The 21,371-nt window shown below is 48.8% G+C and carries 20 protein-coding genes and 10 tRNA genes; 21 read left to right on the top strand and 9 right to left on the bottom strand.

The genetic code is table 11. From position 1 onward, the window contains the following. Positions 1-23 precede the first annotated feature (23 nt). The 3 genes from EKK48_28640 (at position 24) to EKK48_28630 (ending at position 4,016) form a co-directional block, all read left to right on the top strand. The gene (locus EKK48_28640; protein ID RTL35653.1) at positions 24-1,289 is read left to right on the top strand and encodes a hypothetical protein; all 1,266 of its coding nucleotides are present in this window, start codon (positions 24-26) and stop codon (positions 1,287-1,289) included. A 149-nt stretch (positions 1,290-1,438) separates the two neighbouring features. Then, positions 1,439-2,110: a response regulator transcription factor gene (locus EKK48_28635; GenBank protein ID RTL35652.1), complete on the top strand. Its 672-nt coding sequence runs from the start codon at positions 1,439-1,441 to the stop codon at positions 2,108-2,110. A gap of 334 nt (positions 2,111-2,444) precedes the next feature. After that, positions 2,445-4,016, top strand: a complete 1,572-nt coding sequence (locus EKK48_28630; protein RTL35651.1) for a pentapeptide repeat-containing protein — start codon at positions 2,445-2,447, stop codon at positions 4,014-4,016. Positions 4,017-4,020: 4 nt separating this feature from the next. Here EKK48_28630 and EKK48_28625 read toward each other — a convergent pair whose 3' ends face one another. From EKK48_28625 to EKK48_28615, 3 genes are all read right to left on the bottom strand, one after another. Next, positions 4,021-5,805, bottom strand: a complete 1,785-nt coding sequence (locus EKK48_28625) for a PAS domain S-box protein (GenBank protein RTL35650.1) — start codon at positions 5,803-5,805, stop codon at positions 4,021-4,023. 77 nt (positions 5,806-5,882) lie between these two features. After that, on the bottom strand, positions 5,883-7,148 hold the full coding sequence (locus tag EKK48_28620; protein ID RTL35649.1) for a hypothetical protein: 1,266 nt from the start codon (positions 7,146-7,148) through the stop codon (positions 5,883-5,885). Between the two features lie 319 nt (positions 7,149-7,467). Then, complete coding sequence (locus tag EKK48_28615; GenBank protein ID RTL35648.1) at positions 7,468-8,691, bottom strand: YkgJ family cysteine cluster protein; 1,224 nt, start codon at positions 8,689-8,691, stop codon at positions 7,468-7,470. Between the two features lie 120 nt (positions 8,692-8,811). Here EKK48_28615 and EKK48_28610 point away from each other — a divergent pair, with 120 nt between their 5' ends. From EKK48_28610 to EKK48_28560, 11 genes are all read left to right on the top strand, one after another. Further along, complete coding sequence (locus EKK48_28610) at positions 8,812-9,003, top strand: hypothetical protein (GenBank protein RTL35647.1); 192 nt, start codon at positions 8,812-8,814, stop codon at positions 9,001-9,003. Between the two features lie 115 nt (positions 9,004-9,118). Next, positions 9,119-9,195, top strand: a tRNA-Met gene (locus EKK48_28605). A 4-nt stretch (positions 9,196-9,199) separates the two neighbouring features. Further along, positions 9,200-9,273: transfer RNA gene (locus EKK48_28600), tRNA-Gly, on the top strand. A gap of 583 nt (positions 9,274-9,856) precedes the next feature. Beyond that, a tRNA-Thr gene (locus EKK48_28595) sits at positions 9,857-9,932 on the top strand. Continuing rightward, positions 9,932-10,004, top strand: a tRNA-Lys gene (locus EKK48_28590). Before EKK48_28595 ends, EKK48_28590 begins: the two co-directional genes overlap by 1 nt. A 5-nt stretch (positions 10,005-10,009) precedes the next feature. Continuing rightward, positions 10,010-10,082 (top strand) — tRNA-Arg (locus tag EKK48_28585). Positions 10,083-10,088: 6 nt separating this feature from the next. Continuing rightward, a tRNA-Arg gene (locus tag EKK48_28580) sits at positions 10,089-10,165 on the top strand. 28 nt (positions 10,166-10,193) lie between these two features. Further along, positions 10,194-10,266, top strand: a tRNA-Val gene (locus EKK48_28575). A 3-nt stretch (positions 10,267-10,269) separates the two neighbouring features. Then, positions 10,270-10,344 (top strand) — tRNA-Asn (locus tag EKK48_28570). Between the two features lie 3 nt (positions 10,345-10,347). Next, positions 10,348-10,432, top strand: a tRNA-Ser gene (locus EKK48_28565). A gap of 1 nt (position 10,433) precedes the next feature. Further along, positions 10,434-10,505: transfer RNA gene (locus tag EKK48_28560), tRNA-Ile, on the top strand. A gap of 178 nt (positions 10,506-10,683) precedes the next feature. Here the strand turns inward: EKK48_28560 and EKK48_28555 are convergent. The 4 genes from EKK48_28555 to EKK48_28540 are packed head-to-tail and all read right to left on the bottom strand — an operon-like array spanning position 10,684 to position 14,882. Beyond that, entirely contained in the window at positions 10,684-11,928 is a 1,245-nt protein-coding gene (locus EKK48_28555) for a tetratricopeptide repeat protein (GenBank protein ID RTL35646.1), read from the bottom strand. Beyond that, a complete protein-coding gene (locus EKK48_28550; GenBank protein RTL35645.1) occupies positions 11,909-12,913 on the bottom strand; it encodes a DUF1679 domain-containing protein in 1,005 nt (334 codons plus the stop codon). Before EKK48_28550 ends, EKK48_28555 begins: the two co-directional genes overlap by 20 nt. Positions 12,914-12,966: 53 nt before the next feature. Next, positions 12,967-13,719: a class I SAM-dependent methyltransferase gene (locus EKK48_28545; protein ID RTL35644.1), complete on the bottom strand. Its 753-nt coding sequence runs from the start codon at positions 13,717-13,719 to the stop codon at positions 12,967-12,969. Then, the gene (locus tag EKK48_28540; GenBank protein ID RTL35643.1) at positions 13,716-14,882 is read right to left on the bottom strand and encodes a tetratricopeptide repeat protein; all 1,167 of its coding nucleotides are present in this window, start codon (positions 14,880-14,882) and stop codon (positions 13,716-13,718) included. The genes EKK48_28545 and EKK48_28540 overlap by 4 nt, the downstream gene beginning before the upstream one ends. Before the next feature lie 160 nt (positions 14,883-15,042). Here EKK48_28540 and plsY point away from each other — a divergent pair, with 160 nt between their 5' ends. The 5 genes from plsY to EKK48_28515 all read left to right on the top strand — a co-directional run bounded on the left by plsY (position 15,043) and on the right by EKK48_28515 (position 18,906). Continuing rightward, complete coding sequence (plsY, locus tag EKK48_28535; GenBank protein ID RTL35642.1) at positions 15,043-15,660, top strand: glycerol-3-phosphate 1-O-acyltransferase; 618 nt, start codon at positions 15,043-15,045, stop codon at positions 15,658-15,660. Positions 15,661-15,723: 63 nt separating this feature from the next. Beyond that, complete coding sequence (locus EKK48_28530; protein RTL35641.1) at positions 15,724-15,990, top strand: hypothetical protein; 267 nt, start codon at positions 15,724-15,726, stop codon at positions 15,988-15,990. Positions 15,991-16,029: 39 nt separating this feature from the next. Further along, a complete protein-coding gene (locus tag EKK48_28525) occupies positions 16,030-17,154 on the top strand; it encodes a hypothetical protein (GenBank protein RTL35640.1) in 1,125 nt (374 codons plus the stop codon). 9 nt (positions 17,155-17,163) lie between these two features. Next, a complete protein-coding gene (locus EKK48_28520) occupies positions 17,164-17,544 on the top strand; it encodes a hypothetical protein (protein ID RTL35639.1) in 381 nt (126 codons plus the stop codon). 186 nt (positions 17,545-17,730) lie between these two features. Further along, positions 17,731-18,906, top strand: a complete 1,176-nt coding sequence (locus EKK48_28515; protein ID RTL35638.1) for a hypothetical protein — start codon at positions 17,731-17,733, stop codon at positions 18,904-18,906. 67 nt (positions 18,907-18,973) lie between these two features. Here EKK48_28515 and EKK48_28510 read toward each other — a convergent pair whose 3' ends face one another. Both EKK48_28510 and EKK48_28505 read right to left on the bottom strand, forming a co-directional pair. Next, positions 18,974-19,840, bottom strand: a complete 867-nt coding sequence (locus EKK48_28510; GenBank protein RTL35637.1) for a sulfurtransferase — start codon at positions 19,838-19,840, stop codon at positions 18,974-18,976. Positions 19,841-19,849: 9 nt separating this feature from the next. Beyond that, positions 19,850-20,401 carry an SMI1/KNR4 family protein gene (locus EKK48_28505; GenBank protein RTL35636.1) on the bottom strand — a complete coding sequence of 184 codons (552 nt, stop codon included), beginning with the start codon at positions 20,399-20,401 and terminating at the stop codon, positions 19,850-19,852. A gap of 118 nt (positions 20,402-20,519) precedes the next feature. Between EKK48_28505 and EKK48_28500 the strand changes: the two genes are divergently transcribed. Together EKK48_28500 and EKK48_28495 are read left to right on the top strand one after the other, a co-directional pair. Next, positions 20,520-20,906: a DUF302 domain-containing protein gene (locus EKK48_28500; GenBank protein RTL35635.1), complete on the top strand. Its 387-nt coding sequence runs from the start codon at positions 20,520-20,522 to the stop codon at positions 20,904-20,906. A 20-nt stretch (positions 20,907-20,926) separates the two neighbouring features. After that, the gene (locus tag EKK48_28495; protein ID RTL35634.1) at positions 20,927-21,316 is read left to right on the top strand and encodes a TIGR03067 domain-containing protein; all 390 of its coding nucleotides are present in this window, start codon (positions 20,927-20,929) and stop codon (positions 21,314-21,316) included. The last annotated feature ends 55 nt before the right edge of the window (positions 21,317-21,371 follow it).

Below are 21,371 nucleotides of genomic sequence, written 5' to 3'. Positions count from 1 at the left end.
GAGGCACATCAGGTGGAGCGCTCATGATCAAACAGATTTTGGCAATCATTTTTATCTATGTATGTACTGCGATTGCGTGGGGCATTCTCGGTGGGACTGTTCTTCAGCGCACGTATTCTTCAGACAGTACCAATGGTGAACGCATTAATCAGCTCTGGGGCACAGCTCAGTCTCAGTCGGCTCCGAGCTTTTACTATGAGACAAAGAAGCAAGTGCAGCAGACTTCTGTGAAAGACGGCAAGACAGTCACAGAGGTAGTCACAGAAACTGAACGCCATTACGTTCCAATAGAGAAAAGTGATGTAAAAGCGACAATTAATCTGGATTATCGCAAAAAAGGTTTGTTGTGGTACTCCACATACAAAGTCCATTTCGGCGGCGCGTATAAAGTATCGAATCCGACGGGGCAACCACAATCACTGCACATGGAGTTTCCTCTGCCTGCTCAGCAAGCGATATACGACAACTTTCAGCTCAGTCTGGCTAATAAAACCATCGGAAACATCGTGCCTACGGGAAATTCCTTGTCACAGACTTTCAACATCGAACCCAGTCAGCTCGAGGATGTTTCCATCTCTTACGATTCGCAGGGGCTGACTACGTGGCGCTATAACTTCGGCTCTAGCGTAAATCAAGTCAAAGATTTTACGATGAATATCATCACCAATTTTGATGCGATTGATTTCCCTGATGGAAGTATGTCGCCATCTCAAAAGAGCAAAGTTGGTAACGGTTGGCAATTGACCTGGCGCTATAAGAATTTGTTGACGGGCTACGATATCGGTCTGAAAATGCCTGAAAGACTGAATCCTGGTCCGTGGGTAAGTAAGGTTACTTTCTTTGCTCCTGTCTCGTTGTTTCTTTTCTTCTTCATACTGTTTGTTTTTACGACGATCAAAGGCATTCGCGTGCATCCGATGAATTACTTCTTTATCGGGGCAGCTTTCTTTAGCTTCCATCTGCTTCTCGCCTACCTGGTCGACCACATCTCCGTAGACCATGCGTTTATCGTCAGCTCTATTGTCTCGATTTTTCTAGTTGTGTCCTACATGAGATTGGTGGTATCAAACAAGTTCGCGTTTTTCGAAGTGGGGCTGTCGCAACTTATTTACCTTGTTCTGTTCTCCTACACCTTCTTCTTTGAACAGTTCACCGGCCTGGTTGTGACGATCATGTGTATCATTACGCTATTCGTTCTCATGCAATTTACCGGTCGCATCGATTGGAACGAAGCATTCAAGAAGGCGACTGCCAAAAATTCAGATTCGACTCCGGTTGCATCGACTTAAGAAACCTGGCAATACCTTTGCGGCTCGGCGATTCAGGGCTTGCCATTTACCTTGACCTGGACGTTTAACTTGGGCAAATAGTTCTGCTACTATAAGTCTGGCAACCCACTGCACGTTCGAAGCCTTGTTGGGATTGGATTCCAAGTTTCATGGCCAAAATACTTCTTATCGAAGACGATGAAGAACTTGCCGGCACTGTATCCAAGTGTCTCAAGCTGGAGAGATATGCCGTAGATGTGGTCAACGATGGAAGCGACGGGCTCGCATTTGCTCTGAATGGAAGCTACGAAGTACTGGTTGTCGATGTTCAGCTTCCGGGAATGAATGGTTTTGATATCGTTCGCAATGTTCGCGAAAGCGGAAGCAAAGTGCCTGTGATTATGCTCACGGGTAAGACGCACATTGATGATAAAGAAACTGGATTCGAGTCTGGCGCGGATGACTATCTGACAAAGCCCTTCAGCGTGCGCGAATTGGTGGCACGCATTAAGGCGCTGCTCAGACGACCGCGCACGTTCGACAGTGATTACACAATCGGCAATCTAACTCTGAATACTGGTTCGAGGAGGATTCTCAAAGACGGAGAAGCGATCAATCTTCTGCCTATCGATCATGCGGTGCTCGAATTTTTGATGCGGCATCCGGATGAGGTTTTCTCAGCCGAAACGCTTATTGCCAGAGTCTGGCCGACTGACAAATTTCCTTCAACGGATGCCGTTCGTTCGTCGATAAAGCGCATTCGTTCTGCTATTGATGTGGATGGCCAGGAATCGTTGATCGAGACGATCAGTAAAGTAGGCTACAGGCTAAACCGAACCTGACCCCTCTCATGGACCACCATGGAGCGCACCCGTCCCGGGTGCAAAACACGGAATCCGGAGCGCCCTCATGGAGCGCACCCGTCCCGGGTGCAGAGAAATTTCATTGAATGCATCATGGAGCGCACCCGTCTCGGGTGCATAACCTTTTGTGTGGTACTACATACAGTATCGCGATCAACCCCTTCTCCCTGACGATTTTTCACCCTCAATATACTTAAAATTCCCATCTCAGACGTGTATTAAGACCGTCGTCTGGGTATCTTTTCGATAGTCGAAAGGAGTGCGCTGCTGTCAGAGCAAGGCTGACGGTGATGTCAGAGCAAGGAGTGCGGTGATGTTAGAACAAGAAGTGCGGTCTGCGGGTCCTAAAGTTCTTGAATTGGAGCAAGTTGCAAATTCCGCAACAAGCTTTGTGACCAGCATTACTATCGAGTTCAATCCTGACAAACCGGTTCCAATAAATTCACCCCGGAAAGCAAAGTTGACGATCTGTCATTCAGGGGGTGTCCGACATAAAAAGCCGACGACATTGATGGAACTTCAAAACTTCGATTGTTTCTGGTATGGCGGCCCAGTTCGAGACGCTTTCGCTGACTACGCGGAGATTTGCGGAGCTGGGCAAACATTCGCTACTCGCGGCACCGTCATACCGGAATCACTGGATGTGAAGGCGAAAGGCGCTTCCGTTACTGGAAAGGCGTTGAAAGAGCTAGCACTCCAAGCGTGGTGCGAAGCCTTTGGTCTACCAGCTCCGGACTTCAAAGAGATGAAGGCGAAGGCTGACAAAAAGAAGTCTGCTGAAGCGGAAATGAAGGCTCAACGTCTTGAGATGTTGAAGACCGATCCAGAGCGCGTGCAAAAATGGAATAAAATTCGATATTCAGAGAAGAAAGCTTGCGATTACAAAGGCGCTGACCTTCAGGGTCTTGATCTTCAGTCTATTCTCTTTGAAGACATTGATATCAGAAATAGCTGCTTCGACAATTGCAATCTAACCAAAGCTGATTTCAATCACACCGATTTTCGTAACTGTTCGTTTAAGAATGCGATTCTGGTTGATATATCGACTTCGCCCGATGGTCTTTTCTCAGGCAGTGATTTTAGCGGGGCTGATATGACGGGTTCGAGTTTCACCGGAAGTTGGATTGGCTGTAAGCTGGACAACGCCAGGCTTGTGGGAGCTACAGTTCGTGGAAACGGCTTTGGCAAAGCTTCTCTGGTAAATACTGATTTTTCCGGGGCAGAGCTTTCTCTTTGTGATTTCAAAGGTGCAGATCTTTCGACTGTGAACTTTACTGGAGCCGAATTTGCTGGTTGCTCTTACTCTGCCGATACCAAATGGCCTGATGGATTCGAAAAGCCCAATGGTGTTCTGTTCGTGGGTGGTGGCTCTGATCCGTTTTTGCTTCGGGAGCTTGAGGCATCAACTATTCACGGTTCGGTTGACTTTGATACCTTTATCGAGCAACTCAATCAAAAGTGCGACAAAGACCGATTGAAGAAATCGCTGAAGATGTTGAAGTCCGAGACTTTTCAACTTTTCTCGGAAGTTCATGATGACTCGATTGTTGGAATCGTGAAAAGTCAAACCGATGCAGATTTGGTTTATTCATGCCGTTTGACCAACACAGGAGAGTTCTCCTGCTGCACTCAGAATTTAAACGTTTGTGGAGGCTTACGGGGGGCTCTGTGCAAACATTTATTGGTTCTTCTGATTGGACTTGCAAAGGCACAAGAGCTTGATTCAACCAAAACCTATCAGTGGGTTATGCAAAGCCTGGCTCGCAAACCCGAGTTGAATCGCGATGTCGCCACCGAGGTTTTTATGCGATACAAGGGCGCCGAGGCTGGCGAACTTGACTGGCGGCCGACCGAAACGATGCCGGAAGATTATTACGCATATTAGGACATTAGCTGCTGACGGGAATTTCGAACCAGAACGTGCTGCCTTTGCCTGGCTCGCTAGTCACTCCGATGCGCCCGTGGTGAGCCTCGATAATCGATTTGCAGATGGCTAATCCCAGTCCACTGCCTTGTTTTTCTGTTTTATCGCCTGGATTGACTTGTTTGAAACGATCGAAAATGATTGCTTGCTGTTCGTGCGGAACGCCTCGTCCCTGATCGGTTACCGAGATGCGCGTGTATTGATCAGTCTGTTCCTCGGCAATAACTATAGTGGAATTTTCAGGAGAAAATTTGAGCGCATTGCCCAGGAAGTTTATTAGAACCTGGACAAGCCGTGCTGAGTCACCGATCAATTCGTAGTTCGTTTCTGGAACTACAATTTTAATTGATCTCGAGTTGCTAATATCGAGAACCGCTTCCATCGCTTTGGATACAATCTCCCTGGTGCTGATCGCGTCGAGCTCCAGCGCAATGTTGCCCGATTCGAACTTTTCGATTTCCAGCAGCTGGTTGATTAGAGAAAGCGACAATTTGAGGTTCCTGTGTGCCCTGTCCATGTAGACGTGCACCTGGTCTTCGAGTTGAAAGTGACCAGATGTGACCAATTCTATTGCTGCTAGCACTGAATTTAGTGGCGTTCGCAAATCGTGGCTGATCATCGAAACAAATTCTTGCTTGAGTCGCTCTAATTCCTTTTGCTCCGAAATATCCGTCACGACGCAATAGAGTGAGCTTTGTTCATCTGACCATGTTGCAGACCACGAAGTTTCGCTGAGCAACGTATCTGCTTTTACGATATTTGCTTCGAAGCGTGCTTCAGTCTTGTCGCGAATTGCTGCCTGAAGTATGGAGCTGATATTGGCTTTATCTTGATCTGGAATCAAGTCAAGAAAACGTTTACCGATTAATTGACCTGGAGTAAATCCCCACATTTTGTTCGCGGCATCATTTATGTCGCTGAGACGAAGATCTTTGTCGAGCGAGCATATTACTTGGGAAGCATTGTCTAAGATGGCGCGCTCTTTCTGGCGCAAGACAGTAAGGTCCTGGTACATCTGGTGATAGATTAAGTCGATTTGGGCCAGTTCGTCTCCGCCTGAAACAGTCTTCTCCGGTGGCTTTCCGGCGGCGAGGGCGGCGGTGTTGTCCATCAGCATTTGTAGCCGTCGACTGGTGCTGACGTTGAAATAGGCTGTTAAACAAGCTGCCAGAAGAACGCTTGCCACCAGGGAGAGTTGTATTACTTGTTTTAGCTGAGTGTCGTACTTCTCGAAGTAAGCCTGGTTGGCAGCTTGTACGTTGCTCTGCATGCCCGAAAGTTCATCGCAGATTGCAAACATTCTATTGAACTTTTTATTCGCTGTCGCGACAGCTTTAGCGGCTCTTAATTTGTCTTCTTCGAAATCGATCGCTTGTGTCTTTGTGAACTCGGCGTCAAGGTAGTATCCAGTCTTTTCCAGTTCGTTCCACTTCTCGATTTCAGTTTCTTCGGTCGATGCGAGTTGTTTGATGATCGCCATTTCAGCGCGCGCTTTCGAGGCTAGTATTTTTTCAGTTTCAGTCATTTCCTGGTCTGTCATCATGCGACGCATCGCGATGAGAGTCGCTCGTCTGACAAAGCAAGCCATCAGCGCTGTGATGTGGCTGCCCAGTTCACGTGCATGTGCGGATTTTGTTCGTGCATCTTGAACGTTTGCAATGAGATTGAGCAGCACTCCAACCAACGCCAGTTCAAAAACAACTGGTATCGCAACCAGTATCAGAACCTTTTTTGTCAGAGTCAGTGCCACTATCTAACGGGCCCGAAGTACGAAGAAATGCTAGCCCAACACTAGCATTTCTTCCTTCAGTGAAACGAAACTTCGGTTTAGAATCCGAAAATGCTTCCCAGGTCTGGTAATCCGGGCAGCGATGGCAGCCCGCTGCTGTTGTTGTTGTCGGAGCCTCTGTTACCTGAAAGCCCGGGGAGAGATGGTAATTCGGGAAGTTGGGGCAATCCAGGTAGCTGTGGTAATTCGGCAAGCTGCGGCAATCCAGGTATCTGCGGAAGTCTGGAGAGTGGGCTGGTGCCGACTAGATCGGACAATCTCGGTTGTGGCAATCCGGAAAGAGGGTTGCTGCCGTCAAGCCCGGGCAATCCAGGGATCTGTGGCAATCCAGAGAGTGGGTTGCTGCCGTCGAGACCAGGGAATCCGGGGAGCTGTGGCAATCCAGAGAGAGGGTTGCTGCCGTCGAGACCAGGCAATCCAGGGATTTGCGGCAGTCCTGTAAGCGGATTGTCTAAGCCTGTCGGTCCTGATATGGGATTGCCGTTCCCGTCAAACACCGGCGTCGGATTGTTGGTACCGTCAGATTGGCCAAAGCCGGAATCTTGCCCTTGACCTGGAATGACGGCGTTATCGGCTGGACCATTGTTCGATTGCGTCATGGCTTCGAGTTGAGCCAGGAGACCCGATAGTAATTGCTGGAACTGTTGCATGTCGCCATTTGCTAGCGCTTGTAACGCCTGGGCCAAAATTTCGATCATCTGTTGAATTTGAGTCTGTTGGTCGCTTGGTTGATGTGAGTCTGAACCCGAGTCGGAACCGCCATCAGAGCCCGATCCGGAGCCGCTGTCTGAGCCGCTGTGAGAACCCGAGTCCGAGCCGCTGTCCGAGCCGCTGTGAGAACCTGAGTCTGAACCTGAATTATCGCTGTGTGTTCCGGAATCAGAACCGTCTGGTTTGGCGTTATCGCAGATTAGTGATTTGAGATTCTTTTCCGCGTCTTTCATCCATTCATTGGCACGTTCGGTGTCGCCATTTTTGAACGCATCCTGAGCGCGACGCAGCTCGGAGGCTGCATCTATCAACTCTACCGGTACCGATGGATCGTCTTTGATTGCGTCAGGTCCCTGGTGTTGTTGCGTTTCTGGAGCCTTGCCGGTTGAGTCGCTACCGTACAAGCTGTGTACAGATCCGAAGTCGAGCGAGTCCTGAGTTGATGATCCGCTTGCTTTTGAAGCGTCGCTCGTGCGGCTTGGGTGCTCACGCAGCAGTGAAACAACATCGAAATCTGGTTTGGAACTGGTAAGTTGATCGGCGCTGCGCTGGGTGGCATCTGAGGTGTGGCGCGGTGAAAAGGTAGAAGTCATCGAAACAGCTCCTTTTGATTCTTAGGAACGAAGTCAAAAAACGACTTCAATTCAACGTAGTAAGCGAAGTCAGGGGGACTTCGTTTTCAACTCTAGTCAGAAATGTGTCGAAACCATGTCGGGAGAAATCGAACACGTTAAAGAAACGTTTTTGAAACTTTGTCGACCTAAAATTCTGACAAGTGTTCGAGCTAACCTCCTTGCTCGAAAACTTCCATGGACAGCTATTTTGGTCCAGTGGTCAGATCTGGAACTGGGGCAGCCGTTAAGGCTGCCCTATTTTGTTTGGGTCGATTAAGTAACTATCGCTTCGAATTAGTTATTTGAAGCAGGCGTCCAGAATTCTGTGAACGCGATTCGGACTGAAAAGCACCAACTCCCACAAGGCAGCGCTGTATCCGTCCAGCACCGCAACGCCGATCTTCTCGTCTAGTTGTCGCACGGTTTGCATGATATCCAGCATCGTTACGCTATCGCCACCACGATCGATGGCAGCGGCAGTTGCGTGTAGTCGAGCCAGTGCTACCAACATTGCCAGATGATGATAGCCTGCTATTACGCTGAGCTGAGCAAAGCCGCCACCGAAATACCACTTGCCGAAAATTCTCGAATAAATAAATCGTGTCAGGAGATCTTCAATCGCTTCATCTTTAGGCCAGGGAAATTCTGTTAGTTTCTCAAACGTGTAACTCTTATCTCCATATTTGAAGATTGGCGGTTTAAGCCAGAGTTCAGCTGCAAATTTGATGCCGTTGAAGTGTACATCTTTGTTTTTCAACTTTGGATTGTTCGGCAGATACAAGGCATACAACCCGGCCAAAAATGATTTGTCCATTTTGTTTGGCGTCATGTTTGTTGGTGCTGCGGGCGTATTTATGTCTTTGAATAAGACGCTGGAACCCGCATATACGCGTTCTTTTATTGATGTGTGCTCGCCCTCGGTAAAAGCGGCGAGCAGTTGTTGCTCGAGATCTAAATATTCGTTCCAGGTGAGAGGTTTGTCTGTGGCAAGTTTGATTTTGTCCCAAATGATGTTGCCTTCGTCGTATACAGTTTCATAAACTCGAAGCTTTTCTTTCAGCGTGTCTAACTGCTCAGTCAGCGGTGTTCCTACATTGCCCAGAACTGCATTACTGCGAAAACTTACCGTTAAATAAACACCCGACGGTGTGCGATTGAAAGAGTATGGAAACAACCCACAAATTAGTGGCTTGACTTCCTCGCCGTACTTCCCGTGGATGTGGCAAAGTTTGTTGATCAAAAACGGACAGTGACCGTCGCTCGTTGATTTAATTGCGTGCGTGTAATTGGTGTTTGCGCGTTCTTTTTCGCTAAGCTTTCTATACTGCTTGCTCCAATCGAACTGCGGTAAATCTTTACTGAAATCAATCGCTGAAACACGGTCGTAATCTTCTTCCGTCATTGGCACAGCGACGCCGTAGCAACAGCGACCGCAGCCTGAGCAACTGTAATTGATCCCTTCAGGTACGTGCAGAGGGCTTCCAGCGACGTCAATTGTTTGGTGCTTAGGTGAAAGTGTCATTTGAATCTGCTTGATGTGCGGGGACTTGACGCTGTGTATCGAGATGTTGATGCGGGGGCGGGCATGGTGGCGCCAGGACTACAGGTGTAGGACTACAGGTGTAGGGCGCTGGGTACAGGAATGATACCAGGTTGGCGGCAGGGTCGCATATCCCTGCACCGTGCAACTGCACGCGTACCTGCACTTAGACAGACACCCATATCTGCACCCGCACCTGCACGCGAACCCGCACCCGCACCTGCACCTGCAACCGTACCTGCACCTGCAACCGTACCTGCAGTCAATCCCGCGGTGCGCACTAGGCATTCCTGATGCAGGAGACAGACGAGGGAACATTTATCTGTGCCGGGCGTCTTGCACCATATGCGGTGTGCGCTGAGAATTTTTTTTTCTTGACTAGCTCGTACAAATGAGTTAAGTTAGAGATAGCAGGGTAGAGCAGCGGCTGTGCTCGTCGGCCTCATAAGCCGAAGATCGTGGGTTCGAATCCCATCCTTGCCACCAATTGGCGGATTTGGCATATTGGTTGTGCTCCAGTCTTCCAAACTGGCTAAAAGAGTTCGATTCTCTTATTCCGCTCCATCCCGCGCTTACGGCGCAAACACGTATAGGACTAGACGACCGTGACCTCCTCGTTACAGCTCGCAACCACAAGCAGACACCAGAATAAATGGCTCGGCAATGGCGCGCGCACGCTTTCAGTAACGATTTCAGGCAATGAGGATCACGGTCATGACAGTTCAAGTAACAAGAATAAATCGAACAGAACCGGCGCCCGCGCGTAACTATTTCCCGCTTTGTTCTGGGGATGCATGTTACCGAGGCTGGCGAGGGAGTCTTGCAAACTCCTTGTGGTGAGTTCGATTCTCACCGTCTCCAAAAATTCGATACTTTTGAGAGTTCCACTCTCACCGTTAGACACCAATTCTGACAGGAGTACAGATCATGTTTCTTGTGCTGCGAAATAGAACTAATACTGCATCTAATCGCCGATCCGACAGGCGATCAAATTCAGTTACCCGTTTTGTTTCCGTTAAACGCACCATCAAGGACTACGATCATGTTCTACACGCAACATACACTACAGGGACGAAGACGCGAACCGCGCACACCATGCGGTTTCTTAAGAAAATTCGGGTTGTTATCTGAATCCACTGCGTCTGTTGCCTTCGTGCCTCAATTGGTACAGGAAGAATCTTGTAAATTCTCATTTGTCAGTTCGAGTCTGACCGAAGGCTCCGACCTCATAACTCAGTCGGTAGAGTACACGCCTTTTAAGCGTCGATGCGTTGGTTCAAATCCAACTGAGGTCAAAAATCGCCTTGTAGTTCAGTGGACAGAGCAGCTCGGTTCTAACGAGAAAGCCCTTGGTTCGAATCCAAGCAAGGCGGAAGCCTCCCCCATTAGCTCAGAGGACAGAGCACGATGTTACGAGCGTCGGTTGTCGCAAGTTCGAATCTTGCATGGGGGTCCAACTTCCTTCTTCCAACTTCCAATTCCCACTTCCGTTGGCGCAATCGGTAGCGCAAGTTCCTTACAAGAACGAGGTTGAACGTTCGAGTCGTTCACGGAAGATATTGCACAGTAGCTCAACGGTAGAGCTCCCCGCCGTTAACGGGTAGGTTGTAGGTTCGATTCCTATCTGTGCAGCCATGTGGACGGTAAGCGAATTGGAAAGCAGCTTGTCTTGAAAACAGGTGCCCGAAAGGGTTGCAGGTTCGAGTCCATGCACCGTCCGCCATGCACGAATAGCACAAAGGTTGTGCAAACGCTTGATAAGCGTTTGGCTCCAGGTTCGAATCCTGGTTCGTGCAAGTTTTTTGCAATTTTGAGTCAGACATTGGGAACTAAATTGAATAGCTTGCTGTCATATCAAACACAAGCACAAGCGATTTAGTCCTTCAAACAGACGTCACCCTAATGGGATTCGAAGTGCAATATAAAAGCGACAGGGGCGCTCGTGAGCGCCCTTTCAGTTGTTGAATAGGCGCTTCAGTTATCTGCGGTGCCCAGTTCAATAAGCGGCTCCCGTTCTCCTAAGGTGATCAGGTCACTCGCCGTTCTGATTTTGCTGGTATCTCTGAGCCGCTGTTTGATCCGCTCGCACGTGTTTTCTTCTCGCTGTTGGTAGCTTTGCGTGTATTCAAGAATTTTGCGCATCGAGCGCAGTGCCGATTTCTCATCGCCCGTTTCCAATAGCATTTGCGCATAGTAGTGCATGGCGAAGCACAAGCTGAGGTAGTGAGTGTTGTCGGTGCTCGAGAAAACTTCTATGGCGCTTTTGAAAAATAGTTCGGCTTCATCGTATCTCTTTTGCTTGCTGAGTATTCGACCGCTGAGAACCATACAATCTGCTTGTAACTCGCTGTTACCAATTTTCTCGGCGAGCGTCTTAGCCTTATCTATTGCTGCTTCAGCGGCGCCTAAATTATTTTGCTCTACATAAACGGTCGCTTGAATAAATTCAAGATTGGGTCTTACGGGGCTTCGCGGTTGACTCGATATTTCCGCGAAGGCTCGATCGAGAGTTTCTTGCGCGGCTTTAGGATCACCACCTTTGACCTGACATAGAGCCAGGTTGTTCAGAATAATTGTGCGTATATGTTTTTCAGTTTTGCTCAAATCACTCGAGGCAAAACCCTCGGCCGCTTCGAGGTATCTGCCGGCGAGCATCCAGCTCACCCAGATGTTGTTCTGAAGACGCGGAAGAGCGCGGCTGTTTTGTAGCCGTGCCGGATTTATGTGTGCCATCAGAAAACGAGAGTGCGCTTCTAATTCTAATATTCGCCCCTCGTTCAAAAGTAAGTTTAATTCGATGTTTTGGCAATTGAGCAACGACTTTATAGTGAGCGGATACCACGCTGTGTTCCACGAAATAGCATCAGGCAGCATTTTTAGTGTCAGGTCATGTCGACCGCTCTTAAAGGTTTTTGAAACGAGCTTTGAGCGGTGGCTTCCGACAAAATATCCAATCGCGAAGTAGACAGCAAGCGAGAGTAATGTCAGTTGGAACACGATTGAGGGCGCTACAAAAGACGATACAAAGCCAAATATTCCGCCGATGATGGCGCCAATTATTACTTTCCAAAAATATTGTTGTCTCTTCTGACGCACCGTTTGCAGTCCGCGCTCTGTTATGAGTCTGTCGAGTTCCGAGTCGTAAAGATTTGGCGCCTTGTAGCGCGGAGGCGCTTCCAGCAGCTTCAACAATTCTTCGTCAGTTAAATCGTGGTGCATTGTTGTACCTTGACTCAAAGGCTGCTCTGGCGAGTGTATGGAAGTGTTGATTCCTTATGCGTACTTCAGCAGCGACTTCCGGTGCTGATTCAGCTTCGACGTAATCAGCAAGCGGATCGATGATCCAGTCGAGCAATCTTGCTGGTGCATAGATTTTTAATCGTTCTTCCATGCTTTCATCGAGCGGATATTCAGGCACATCTTGTTTTGTAATTTCGAATGGTCTGATTTCTTCTATGGAGGGCCCAAGCAACATTACTATATCGAGTGCTGGGTCTGATATGGATAGATCGTCCCAGTCGAGAATCCAGAAATTTTCGTCACCATCTACAAGTATGTTGTTTAACCACAAGTCTCCATGCGCCAGATGCCCGGTTGTCTTTTGGAAGGCGGGCGATGACTCTACTGATTGCAGAAGTTTCTCTGCTTGCAATTTCATCCAATCAAAACACGTTCGGTCCACGAAGGGCGGCAGATTGTTCTGGATTATTGCTAAATCTTCGGTGAATCGCTCGTGAAAAGTGCCTTTGTAGCAGTCAGCATAGCTTCTTTGAGAGCTGCGCTCGTCATCGATCTCTTGTGCCAATCCTGAGTCGTTATGCAGGCGTTGGAGCACGGATAATATCTTGTTAGAAAGTGTGCGAGTTAAAACCATTGGTGGCTCGCCATTTATCTGTTCGAATACAATTACCTCACGACCCGTTTCATGCATTTGTATGTTCAGCAGGAGTTTTGGTGCGTGATATTTTTGCTCAAGTGGACGATGCACTTTGCACCATCTTCGAAGGCTCTCATCACTTTCTTGTGATTGAGAAACCTTTATATGAAATGTTTTGCGACCATCGGTGGCAGTGAATGACGCATTAACAAAACCGCCCCAATTCAACACATAGTTTAGTTCGATCGTGTCTCGATTCAGTTCAAGCCTGTTCGCTTGTTCAATTAGCTGCTGTTGTAGGCTTGACCGCAGCGAATCCAGATTCATTGTCTAATCCTTTGACAGTTAACTTCCACAAGCTAGGAATCAAACACGCCAGGTCAACTTTGATGGCGGAGAAAGAAAATCATCTCTTCGGAGGTTGTGTTGGCAAACGGATTACCGTTCCAGTCGCCGAGAATTTTTTCTACCTGCAATTTTGCTTCGGCTAGATGGTTTTGAATCTCAGTCAGGGTCCAGAATCTCAGTACACTATTGGAAGTTAAGAGCTCATCTTTGAACTGGTAGCGCAGCTCAAACGACATTTTGTTGTCTTCCATCGCAATGAATCGGCGTGCTTCTTTTACAGTGCCACCAGTGGGAAGCTCAATCTCGATATCGTAATTCCAGTTTTTCTGCCAGTCTATCGATGGATTTCTCGATTCGAACACAATCAATCCATTTGGTTTGAGATGCTTTTGCAGGCTCTTAAATGTTGCTGTAACGTCGTCATCCGTAAGCAATACCTGAAATGCGTGTCCAGTCATCACAATCAGGTCAAAAGTCTTACCGAGGTCGAAGTCCTGTGCAAACGCTTGTACCCATTCAATTTCATCGCCATAGAACTTTTCTCGGGCGACTGCAAGCATTGCTTCCGACGGATCGATTCCAGTGACTTTGTTCTTTTTCGCTGCGTACTCGTTGGCGAGAAGTCCCGTGCCACAGCCGAGGTCTAAAATTTCAGTACCTGGTGAGGTGGCAAGGTCGAGGTAAAACTGACGGTCGGGTGACCATCCACTGTCAAAGTCGTAAATTGCCGTCAGTCTTTCGTCTTCGTAGTGTCTGTCCAGAGCAAAGGAATTTGTTTGTGTCATTCAGCTTCCCGTTTGCTTAAGGCCTTTGCTGCGGCACGTTCTTGCGCTGCTTCGTCCTTTCTGTTCAGTTTTTCCAAAATGTCTGCTTTCAAATCGAATGCGTCAGCTTCCTCGTAATGAATACGAGCATGTTCGCTGGCGGGGGCAAGAGCATTTTCATACTCTCCCAGACCGAAGTATGCGTCTGCTACTGTACGATGCGCTTCTCCGCTGGTGGGATCGAACTTCACCGCGTTTTGCCCCGCTGCTAAAGCTTCAGAGTATTTGTTCTGTTGGTTTAGAGCCCATGCCTTGGATGCCCAAACCGCACCATCTGTAGGGTCAAGTTGCAGAGCCTTTTCTGCGCTTTCCAGGCTCTTTGGATATTCATAAGTAAAGTTGTAGCAGTCAGCCAGTTCGGCGTAAGCTTGTTCCAGTCGCGGATTTAGCATCGTAGCGCGATTGAATCGTGTTACGGCTTTATCGTATTTCCCATCATGAAAAAGCTTTTGTCCTTCATGCAGTTGCGCGTATGAAAGTGGCTGTGCTACGGAGATTACGAAGAAGGGAATCGGAAAGAGAATGGCAGTGGCTCTTATCATCATTTTGGTTTTTCTTGAGAAAACGATCGCAAAGTCGTTCGGATGAAGTCTGCGGTTCCAGCTCGTCCGAAATGCGGCAAGCGCGAATAGCATGAATCCTGCGACTGCCAGCCAAAGTGTCGGTAGATTCCAACTTGTGGAGACATATGCGATAGCTGCGGCGGCAATCGTGAAGTAAGCAAAATTGAAGGGTTGCTTTAGATGGCGGTCCCAGGTTTTGTAGAAATTTCCTGGAGGTTCCATACTCTGTCCGAATTTGTTGGAGAATTCTATGTAATCGTGCTGGCTCGAATTAAGTGTTTGGCTATTGTTGACCCTTAATTCTTCTTCCGAGCTTTGCAGGTTGATTTCAGGCGGCTCTTCCGCCTGCTGAGCGCCATCCGTTTCGGAGGGCTTTTCAGTTGTCGAAGCCGCATCTATTTGAGCTGATTCGCCGGGCTGAACACCTGGCTCATCAGTGTGCTCATCTGGACGGCTGTTTCTGTTTATTGAAACGAGGTTGTCGTCAGGAACCCGCAGTTCAATAACCGCGGAAAGGTCGCGCTCATCATATTTGCTGTCTCTTTGAGATCTGGACTGCACGTGATCACCTGCTTGACTGACTAAAGTATTTGTACCCGGCTCGCCTTCTTCTAATGCCGTCGTGTTTATTTCCAGCTCGTATTGCCTGTGAACCCTGGAGTGAAAGCATTTTCGGTGCGCGCATAGGCTAAGATCGGAGTGAATCTTTGGGTCTCCTCTCATGAACACGATTTTGTTGCTCATAACAGCGTATGTGCTCGGTGCTTTGCCAATCGGCTACTGGGTTGTGAAATACACCCGCGGTATCGACCTCTTGACTGTCGGTAGCGGTTCGACGGGATCCACCAACGTTTTGCGAACAGCTGGCAAGGGCGCTGCTGCTCTCGTCTTCTTTCTCGACAATCTCAAGGGTTTTATACCGACCTATCTCGCTGTTTACTGCGCTAAGCATGATTTGCTGCCCGAAATAGGCAACTCTATGTGGATTGTTTGCGCCGTAGCGATGATCTGCATTGTCGCCCATAGTAAGTCGGTTTTTCTGAAATTCAAAGGCGGCAAAGGCGCCGCCACTGCGCTAGGTACGACTTTCGCCATGAACTGGATGGGCTCGCTTACGTCCTTCGCTTTATTTATCTTGCTCGTATATCTGTTCCGGTTTGTTTCCCTGGCATCGCTGATTGCGGTGGGCACTTCGGCAATTGTGATGTGGCTTTACAGCCATGAACCTGCCTATACCGGCTTTTGCTTGTTTGCTGGAGTCTTTGTAGTCTACAGTCATCGCGCCAACATTAAGCGGCTATTGGCAGGCACGGAACCTAAAATCGGGCAAAAAGTCTAAAATCACTCCTAAAATGCGGCGATTTGACTGTTGAACTATAATCGGTTGAAAGAGGAGAACACAATGAAAAGCTTCAATCTGGCGGCGTTAATCTTAGTCATGTTTGCTACAGTGCAGCAAGCTCAAGCTGATATAGCGCCTGGTCCTCCACCACCGCCAGATCAGACGATGCCAATTGTGCTGGCTGGGATATGTCTTTCCCTTGCCATAATGTTTTTCGGGCTGTGGTTCGTCAATCAGAGAAAAGCGGCAAAAGCCAAGCTTGCACAAGCTCAGAGCGGCGGAAATGGCGCGACTCTGGACGCCAATCAGCTGTCAGGAAGACGCTAGCGAATGCTCGCTGTTTGAGTCACGGCGGGGCTGATTACAATGCTTTCGGTTCGCTCTCAAGCAAAACCCGACGGGGCAGTTGAATTTGGATTAGGATTCTTCGCGATTGCCCTGGCTGCCGCCGCAATGGCTGGCTGCGCGCCAATTGGTTTTTCTGTTGCAACTGTTTTTTTGTTTGCCGGTCCTCATAATTGGATCGAGGCGCGATACTTTCTTTCGCGTTTGCCTGCTCGGTTTGGAAAGTTCAAGCAATTCTTCGTCTGGTCGTTTTGCGGAATAGCCTTGCTCACAGGCTGTTATATCGCGCTGATGGCTGCTGTTCACTTGAAAGTTTTGACGGGCACCGCATACAGTGCGCTGCTCGGTTTCTGGGACGCTGCTTTCGTGCTCTGGTGTGTTCGGCTGATTGTCTTGTCAGGCAGATGGCGGTTAAGTTCCAGCAGCGGATCCGCTGCGCAAGGTTTGCATCGGCAAGGAGCGGAACCGCTCGGCTCTGAACTGCTCGGCTCTGAACTGCGCAGCTCGGAACTGCGGGGCTCGGTGCTGCCGGGCTCGAATTTGTCAGGCCTGGCATTGCCATTTGGTCTTCTTGCAATTTCTTTTGCTCTCGTTTTTCCTGCCTGGTTTAGTTTGGGACTTGTCTATCTGCATCCACTGATTGGCTGCTGGATTCTCGACCGTGAGTTGCAACGTAGTAAGCCGAGTTGGCGTCCGATTTATCACTTGTGTTTGTCGACAGTGCCGCTCTTTCTCGCCGCCATCTGGTGGACTCTGCGTGATGCGCCACCCCTGGGCGCCGTCGATTTGTTGACGTCGCAAATAACAAAACATGCCGGGTCTCAGGTAATGCCATACGCTTCATCGCACATGCTTGTAGCGATGCACACCTTTCTCGAAATGGTGCACTACGGCGTTTGGCTCGTCGCGATTCCACTGGTAAGTGCCGGATGGCGCAACTGGCAGCCAGGTTCGATCCCGATTGCTCATCGCTCCGATCAATTGAGACATTTGGTGCCTGCCATATTCGTTTCTTCCACTTTTGCAGTTTTAGCGTTGTGGGTTTGTTTTGCGCTGAATTATTCCATTACCAGAGATGTATACTTCACACTGGCGATGGCGCATGTTCTAGCCGAGATTCCATTCCTGTTGAAAACCATATCGTAAATGATAGACGTGAACGCTCTACTCCTCTGGACCGCCGTAGGGTTTACTCTATCGGTCCTGATCGAGACGCCGGTTCTCGTTTTTTGTCTGTGTGAGCGGCATTCTTTGCGTGAGAAGTTATTTGCCGGCGTGTGGCTGACGGCGTGTTCATATCCGATCGTTATATGGGTGATACCACATTTCATAAATCCGGTGCATCATAAGATTCTCTATTTGATTGCTGCGGAAACTTTTGCTCCGCTCAGCGAGTGCGCACTTTTCTGGTGGGCGTTTGGAACGCGTGAAGAGTTTCGGACGCGAACGTTTTATCGAGATATGCTCGCCGTCATTCTGGCGAATCTAAGTTCATTTGTTGTGGGCGAGTTTTTGAACGCTCTGAAGGTTCTTTAGCGGCGGCTGGAAAGATATTGACTGTGGTCATGCCGTGGTCACGCCGATAATTTAGATTCCTTGATGAAAACCGATTCCGGTTTGCCCGCCCAATTTACTAACGAATTGACACACACGGAAGCCGATTCAACTTTGAAGTGCAGTTTTGCAGCTTCATTGCATCGTTTCTATGGAGGATTTATCAACATGGCGAATTCAATACACCGTGCACCTGAATCATTTGACGCGGTCGAAGCTCGTTTATCTGCCGGAACTCCGCCATTAGCGAATGCAGCTGCTGATGCGTACAGCCCGAAAGATACCTCATATGCCTCTGTTTTTCCATGCAAAGCTACAAACGACAAGTTGAAATCGGATGATCAGCTAACTTCGGAATTGTCAAATTTTTCGTCTCCATACTCCAAAAGTGAAGCACCTAATCATGCTGCTGGTATCAAGGATGTTAATCGTGGTCTAAATGCAGTAGATGATGCCGCGTCTCATTTGAGTGACGCAATGGCTAGCGCTAGAAACGGAGATGTGACCGGCGCCTTGCTTGCGTTGCGAGCGACATCTTCTGATATGGACAAAGGCGGCGGATTTCTTGATCGCGCTCAGCCGAACGTGAGCGATCTCGTTAAAGGCGATAATGATGCGCAGAAGTCATTGAGCGAGGCTTATTATCGAGAAGGTCGTGCAAATTCACACATCTACGATGCTCAGGAACGGCTTCGCAAAGGTGATATCGAAGGTGCTTTGCGCTCGATGGGAAGTACTTCAGAGGAAATAACGGAAGAACAGAAGGCATTTCACCATAACCTCGCGCAATTAAGGCATGACGATCAGACTTATAATCATCCGCAGGGGCTGAAGGATATTCGTGCTGCCATTACAGGTGGTGATCAGGTTACCAATGATTTGAATGACGCAATTCGCAATGCCCGTAATGGTGATCTCAATGCTGCTATCCAGAATTTGCGCCAGTCCTCGGGCGATTTGAATAGTTCCGGTGCTCGCCTCGACTCTGGATTTGGCAACCTACAAGATCTGATCGGCGCCGATAAGAGCGCGAAAAAACACATCGACGGGGGATATGGTGCCGAGCAGGATGCAAGTTTCCACATCGATAAAGCCGAGCGACTGCTGCGCGAAGGAGACGTTGAAGGTGCTGTGACTGCTATGAATCGCGCTCTGGGCAATGTTGCAGATGAGCAAGCTAATTTGCGTACTGGTCTGAGGCGTTTGAAGAACGACTACTTACCGGGGTCCGGAGATCAGCAAGTAGTTACGCATACTGTCGAGCCTTCCATAAAGACCACCTGGAACCCATATGAGGCGATGACCGTACCAATGCAGCCTTACCAGCCGGCTGGCGACCGCTGAGTGCGAATTAGCTGGCGATCGCTAACTGCGAATTTAGCTAACGCCCGCTAAGAGCAATTCTAGATGGCTAACTAACGGTGGATTGCGAAGAATTTGCGCCGGCTTCGGACTCTTTCTTCGCTTTCCATCGATAGTATTGTTCCATGCGACTTTGCTTGGCTGTTATTTCGTATTCTTTTTGAGTTGGGTTCAACGCAGGGTCTAGCGCGACACGTCGATCGAAAACGAAGCATTCGCCGTTCCAGTGAGCGCCGCCGATTTCTTCGAAGTATCTGAGGATGCCGCCGTCGAGCTGAAAGACATTAGGAACATTCCTTTCTTTGAGAAACAAAGCGGCTTTCTCGCAACGAATTCCACCTGTGCAAAATGAAACTACGGTTTTGTTCTGCAGGTCTTCATTGATAGTTGGTTTGGTGTCATCAAATGCTTTCGGGAATTCACTGAATTTTTCTATCTTGAAGTGAATCGCCTCCTCGAACGTGCCGATGTTGACTTCAAACTCATTGCGCGTATCAAGCAGCAATAGTTCTCTTCCTTCATCATCGTGACCCTGATCGAGCCAGCGCTTTAATTGAGCTGGCTCTACTGCTGGTGCACGCTCATCAGTCGGTTGCACCAGCATTGGATGCTTCATGGTGATGATTTCGCTTTTCAGTCTTACGACTATCCGCTTGTGCGGCTGTGTTTCAGAGACGCTTTCCTTGACTATGATGTCGGCGAATCTTCCGCCAAACAATTCATCAGTTCGCAGAAAATGAAGAAACGCGTCTATGGCAGTGCGCTCTCCCGCGACAAACAGATTTATGCCTTCGGGCGAGAAGAGTATGCTGCCCATCACGCCCAGCTCCTGGCAGCGAGCCTTGACTCTCGGTCTCCAGGAATTCGGATCGGGGATGCTTACAAATTTGTAGGCTGCTAAATTGACAATTTCCATTTGATTTACCTATGCAGCGTTTCTTAAAACCCAGTCGAGAAAGTCCCAGTCTGCTCTCTCATAGCCCTCGCCGACCGTGGTCAGGTCAGCCCACACCTGCCCGCGCGATTTGCCCGTGACGACGAGAAATGAGGTGCGTTCCTCTTTGTGCCGCGAAATAACTATTGTGCCATGCAGGTGTTCCATCCACCATTTGGAGTATTCGTCATCGCTCCAGCGCCAGGTCATGTCGTCCAGACCAGGTATGGTGTCGGGATTGAAGTCGTCATCCGGCAAGAAAGGCTTTTGAAGGAAATCGCGGGGTAATTGCGAAGGCAGCCAGTTGTTACCGCGCGCCGTTGTCATTGTCTCTTCCAGCGGAATCAGAGTGGCTCTTGGCATGACGACTCCGTCGGTGATTTCCGTAATGAAACGGCGATAAGTGCCAGGCAGTGTGACCCCCCATTTTGCTTCCCACGCCGCTACCTTCTCTTCAGAGAGCGGCTGCAGTACGCACTTAAGAGCGGAAAGCTTCTCCGCCAGTTCTTTCAATTCTTTGTTTATTTCCCAATCTTCTTTCATCAGGAGTTCATTTTAGCCGTGCTTGAAATCCGTATCAACAAAAATCAAAATGATCTCTTGTATTATTACGACGATTTCCGGCAGAGGGCTGGAGTTTGGATAGTGTTATTTCGCCGCAATGAATCATTCTTTGACCATAAATTCAAGTTCCGAAAGTGTGCAAGCAGTCGCCGACAAGCTTGAAAATATTTTGCGCAGCAAGAACATTCGGGTCTTCGCTCGCATCGATCATGCTGAAGCGGCTCGTGCACAAGGTTTGGAATTGCAAGACGAACAGGTGGTGATTTTCGGCGACCCGAAAGTGGGCACTTCTTTGATGCAAGAATGTCCTGCGGTTGGGATTGAACTGCCCCTCAAGATAGTGATCTGGCGCGGGGAACAGACGTTCATCGGCTATCGCGATCCGAAGCTTTTGCTGGAAGAATATGAAATTGTTGTGCATCGCAGCATTGTTGAAAAAATGTCGATGCTGATGGCGAATTTGGTTGCTGAATTGATCAAGTAGAACACTAGAGGAAACGCGCAATGTTGAAGGAACTGATCGGTGAATGGAAAGTGATTGGCTGCCAGTTGCATGGGAAGTGGCTGCCTTACAGCATCTTCCAGGAATTTCGTTATAGTTTCACTGAAGATGACAAATTCAATTTGGAATGGGCTGAGTTGTCTTATCCTATGTTTGTCGGTGGTTTTCCAAAAAGCAAAACCGGTGGCGTGAAGCTGAACACTGCGGTGTCACCAAACCAGATCGATTTGCTGCCTGATGAAGGTCCATTCGCCGGGCAGGCGCTACAGGGGATTTTTGAGCTTGACCACGATGTGTTGAAAGCGATTTTTTCATTCCCAGGCACTGCTCGCCCGGAAGTATTTCACACCAAGCAAGGGCAAGTTTACGAGATCTGGCAGCGCACTCGGTAGTGCTAGCTATCTAAAGGTTTTCTGTCATATTGAGTTAGGGCGCCGCTTGTAGTGG

The sequence above is a fragment of the Candidatus Melainabacteria bacterium genome (genome assembly GCA_003963305.1).
Lineage (GTDB): Bacteria > Cyanobacteriota > Vampirovibrionia > Obscuribacterales > Obscuribacteraceae > PALSA-1081.
The sequence above is the reverse complement of the archived record's forward strand: the minus strand, read 5'-3'. Positions and strand labels throughout refer to the sequence as shown.

Bases quoted from the DNA above. Each gene is read 5' to 3' on its own strand.
- EKK48_28640 (RTL35653.1), top strand. From the start codon at position 24: ATGATCAAACAGATTTTGGCAATCATTTTTATCTATGTATGTACTGCG.
- EKK48_28635 (RTL35652.1), top strand. From the start codon at position 1,439: ATGGCCAAAATACTTCTTATCGAAGACGATGAAGAACTTGCCGGCACT.
- EKK48_28630 (RTL35651.1), top strand. From the start codon at position 2,445: ATGTTAGAACAAGAAGTGCGGTCTGCGGGTCCTAAAGTTCTTGAATTG.
- EKK48_28620 (RTL35649.1), bottom strand. From the start codon at position 7,148: ATGACTTCTACCTTTTCACCGCGCCACACCTCAGATGCCACCCAGCGC.
- EKK48_28615 (RTL35648.1), bottom strand. From the start codon at position 8,691: ATGACACTTTCACCTAAGCACCAAACAATTGACGTCGCTGGAAGCCCT.
- EKK48_28610 (RTL35647.1), top strand. From the start codon at position 8,812: ATGATACCAGGTTGGCGGCAGGGTCGCATATCCCTGCACCGTGCAACT.
- EKK48_28555 (RTL35646.1), bottom strand. From the start codon at position 11,928: ATGCACCACGATTTAACTGACGAAGAATTGTTGAAGCTGCTGGAAGCG.
- EKK48_28550 (RTL35645.1), bottom strand. From the start codon at position 12,913: ATGAATCTGGATTCGCTGCGGTCAAGCCTACAACAGCAGCTAATTGAA.
- EKK48_28545 (RTL35644.1), bottom strand. From the start codon at position 13,719: ATGACACAAACAAATTCCTTTGCTCTGGACAGACACTACGAAGACGAA.
- plsY (RTL35642.1), top strand. From the start codon at position 15,043: ATGAACACGATTTTGTTGCTCATAACAGCGTATGTGCTCGGTGCTTTG.
- EKK48_28530 (RTL35641.1), top strand. From the start codon at position 15,724: ATGAAAAGCTTCAATCTGGCGGCGTTAATCTTAGTCATGTTTGCTACA.
- EKK48_28525 (RTL35640.1), top strand. From the start codon at position 16,030: ATGCTTTCGGTTCGCTCTCAAGCAAAACCCGACGGGGCAGTTGAATTT.
- EKK48_28515 (RTL35638.1), top strand. From the start codon at position 17,731: ATGGCGAATTCAATACACCGTGCACCTGAATCATTTGACGCGGTCGAA.
- EKK48_28510 (RTL35637.1), bottom strand. From the start codon at position 19,840: ATGGAAATTGTCAATTTAGCAGCCTACAAATTTGTAAGCATCCCCGAT.
- EKK48_28505 (RTL35636.1), bottom strand. From the start codon at position 20,401: ATGAAAGAAGATTGGGAAATAAACAAAGAATTGAAAGAACTGGCGGAG.
- EKK48_28500 (RTL35635.1), top strand. From the start codon at position 20,520: ATGAATCATTCTTTGACCATAAATTCAAGTTCCGAAAGTGTGCAAGCA.
- EKK48_28495 (RTL35634.1), top strand. From the start codon at position 20,927: ATGTTGAAGGAACTGATCGGTGAATGGAAAGTGATTGGCTGCCAGTTG.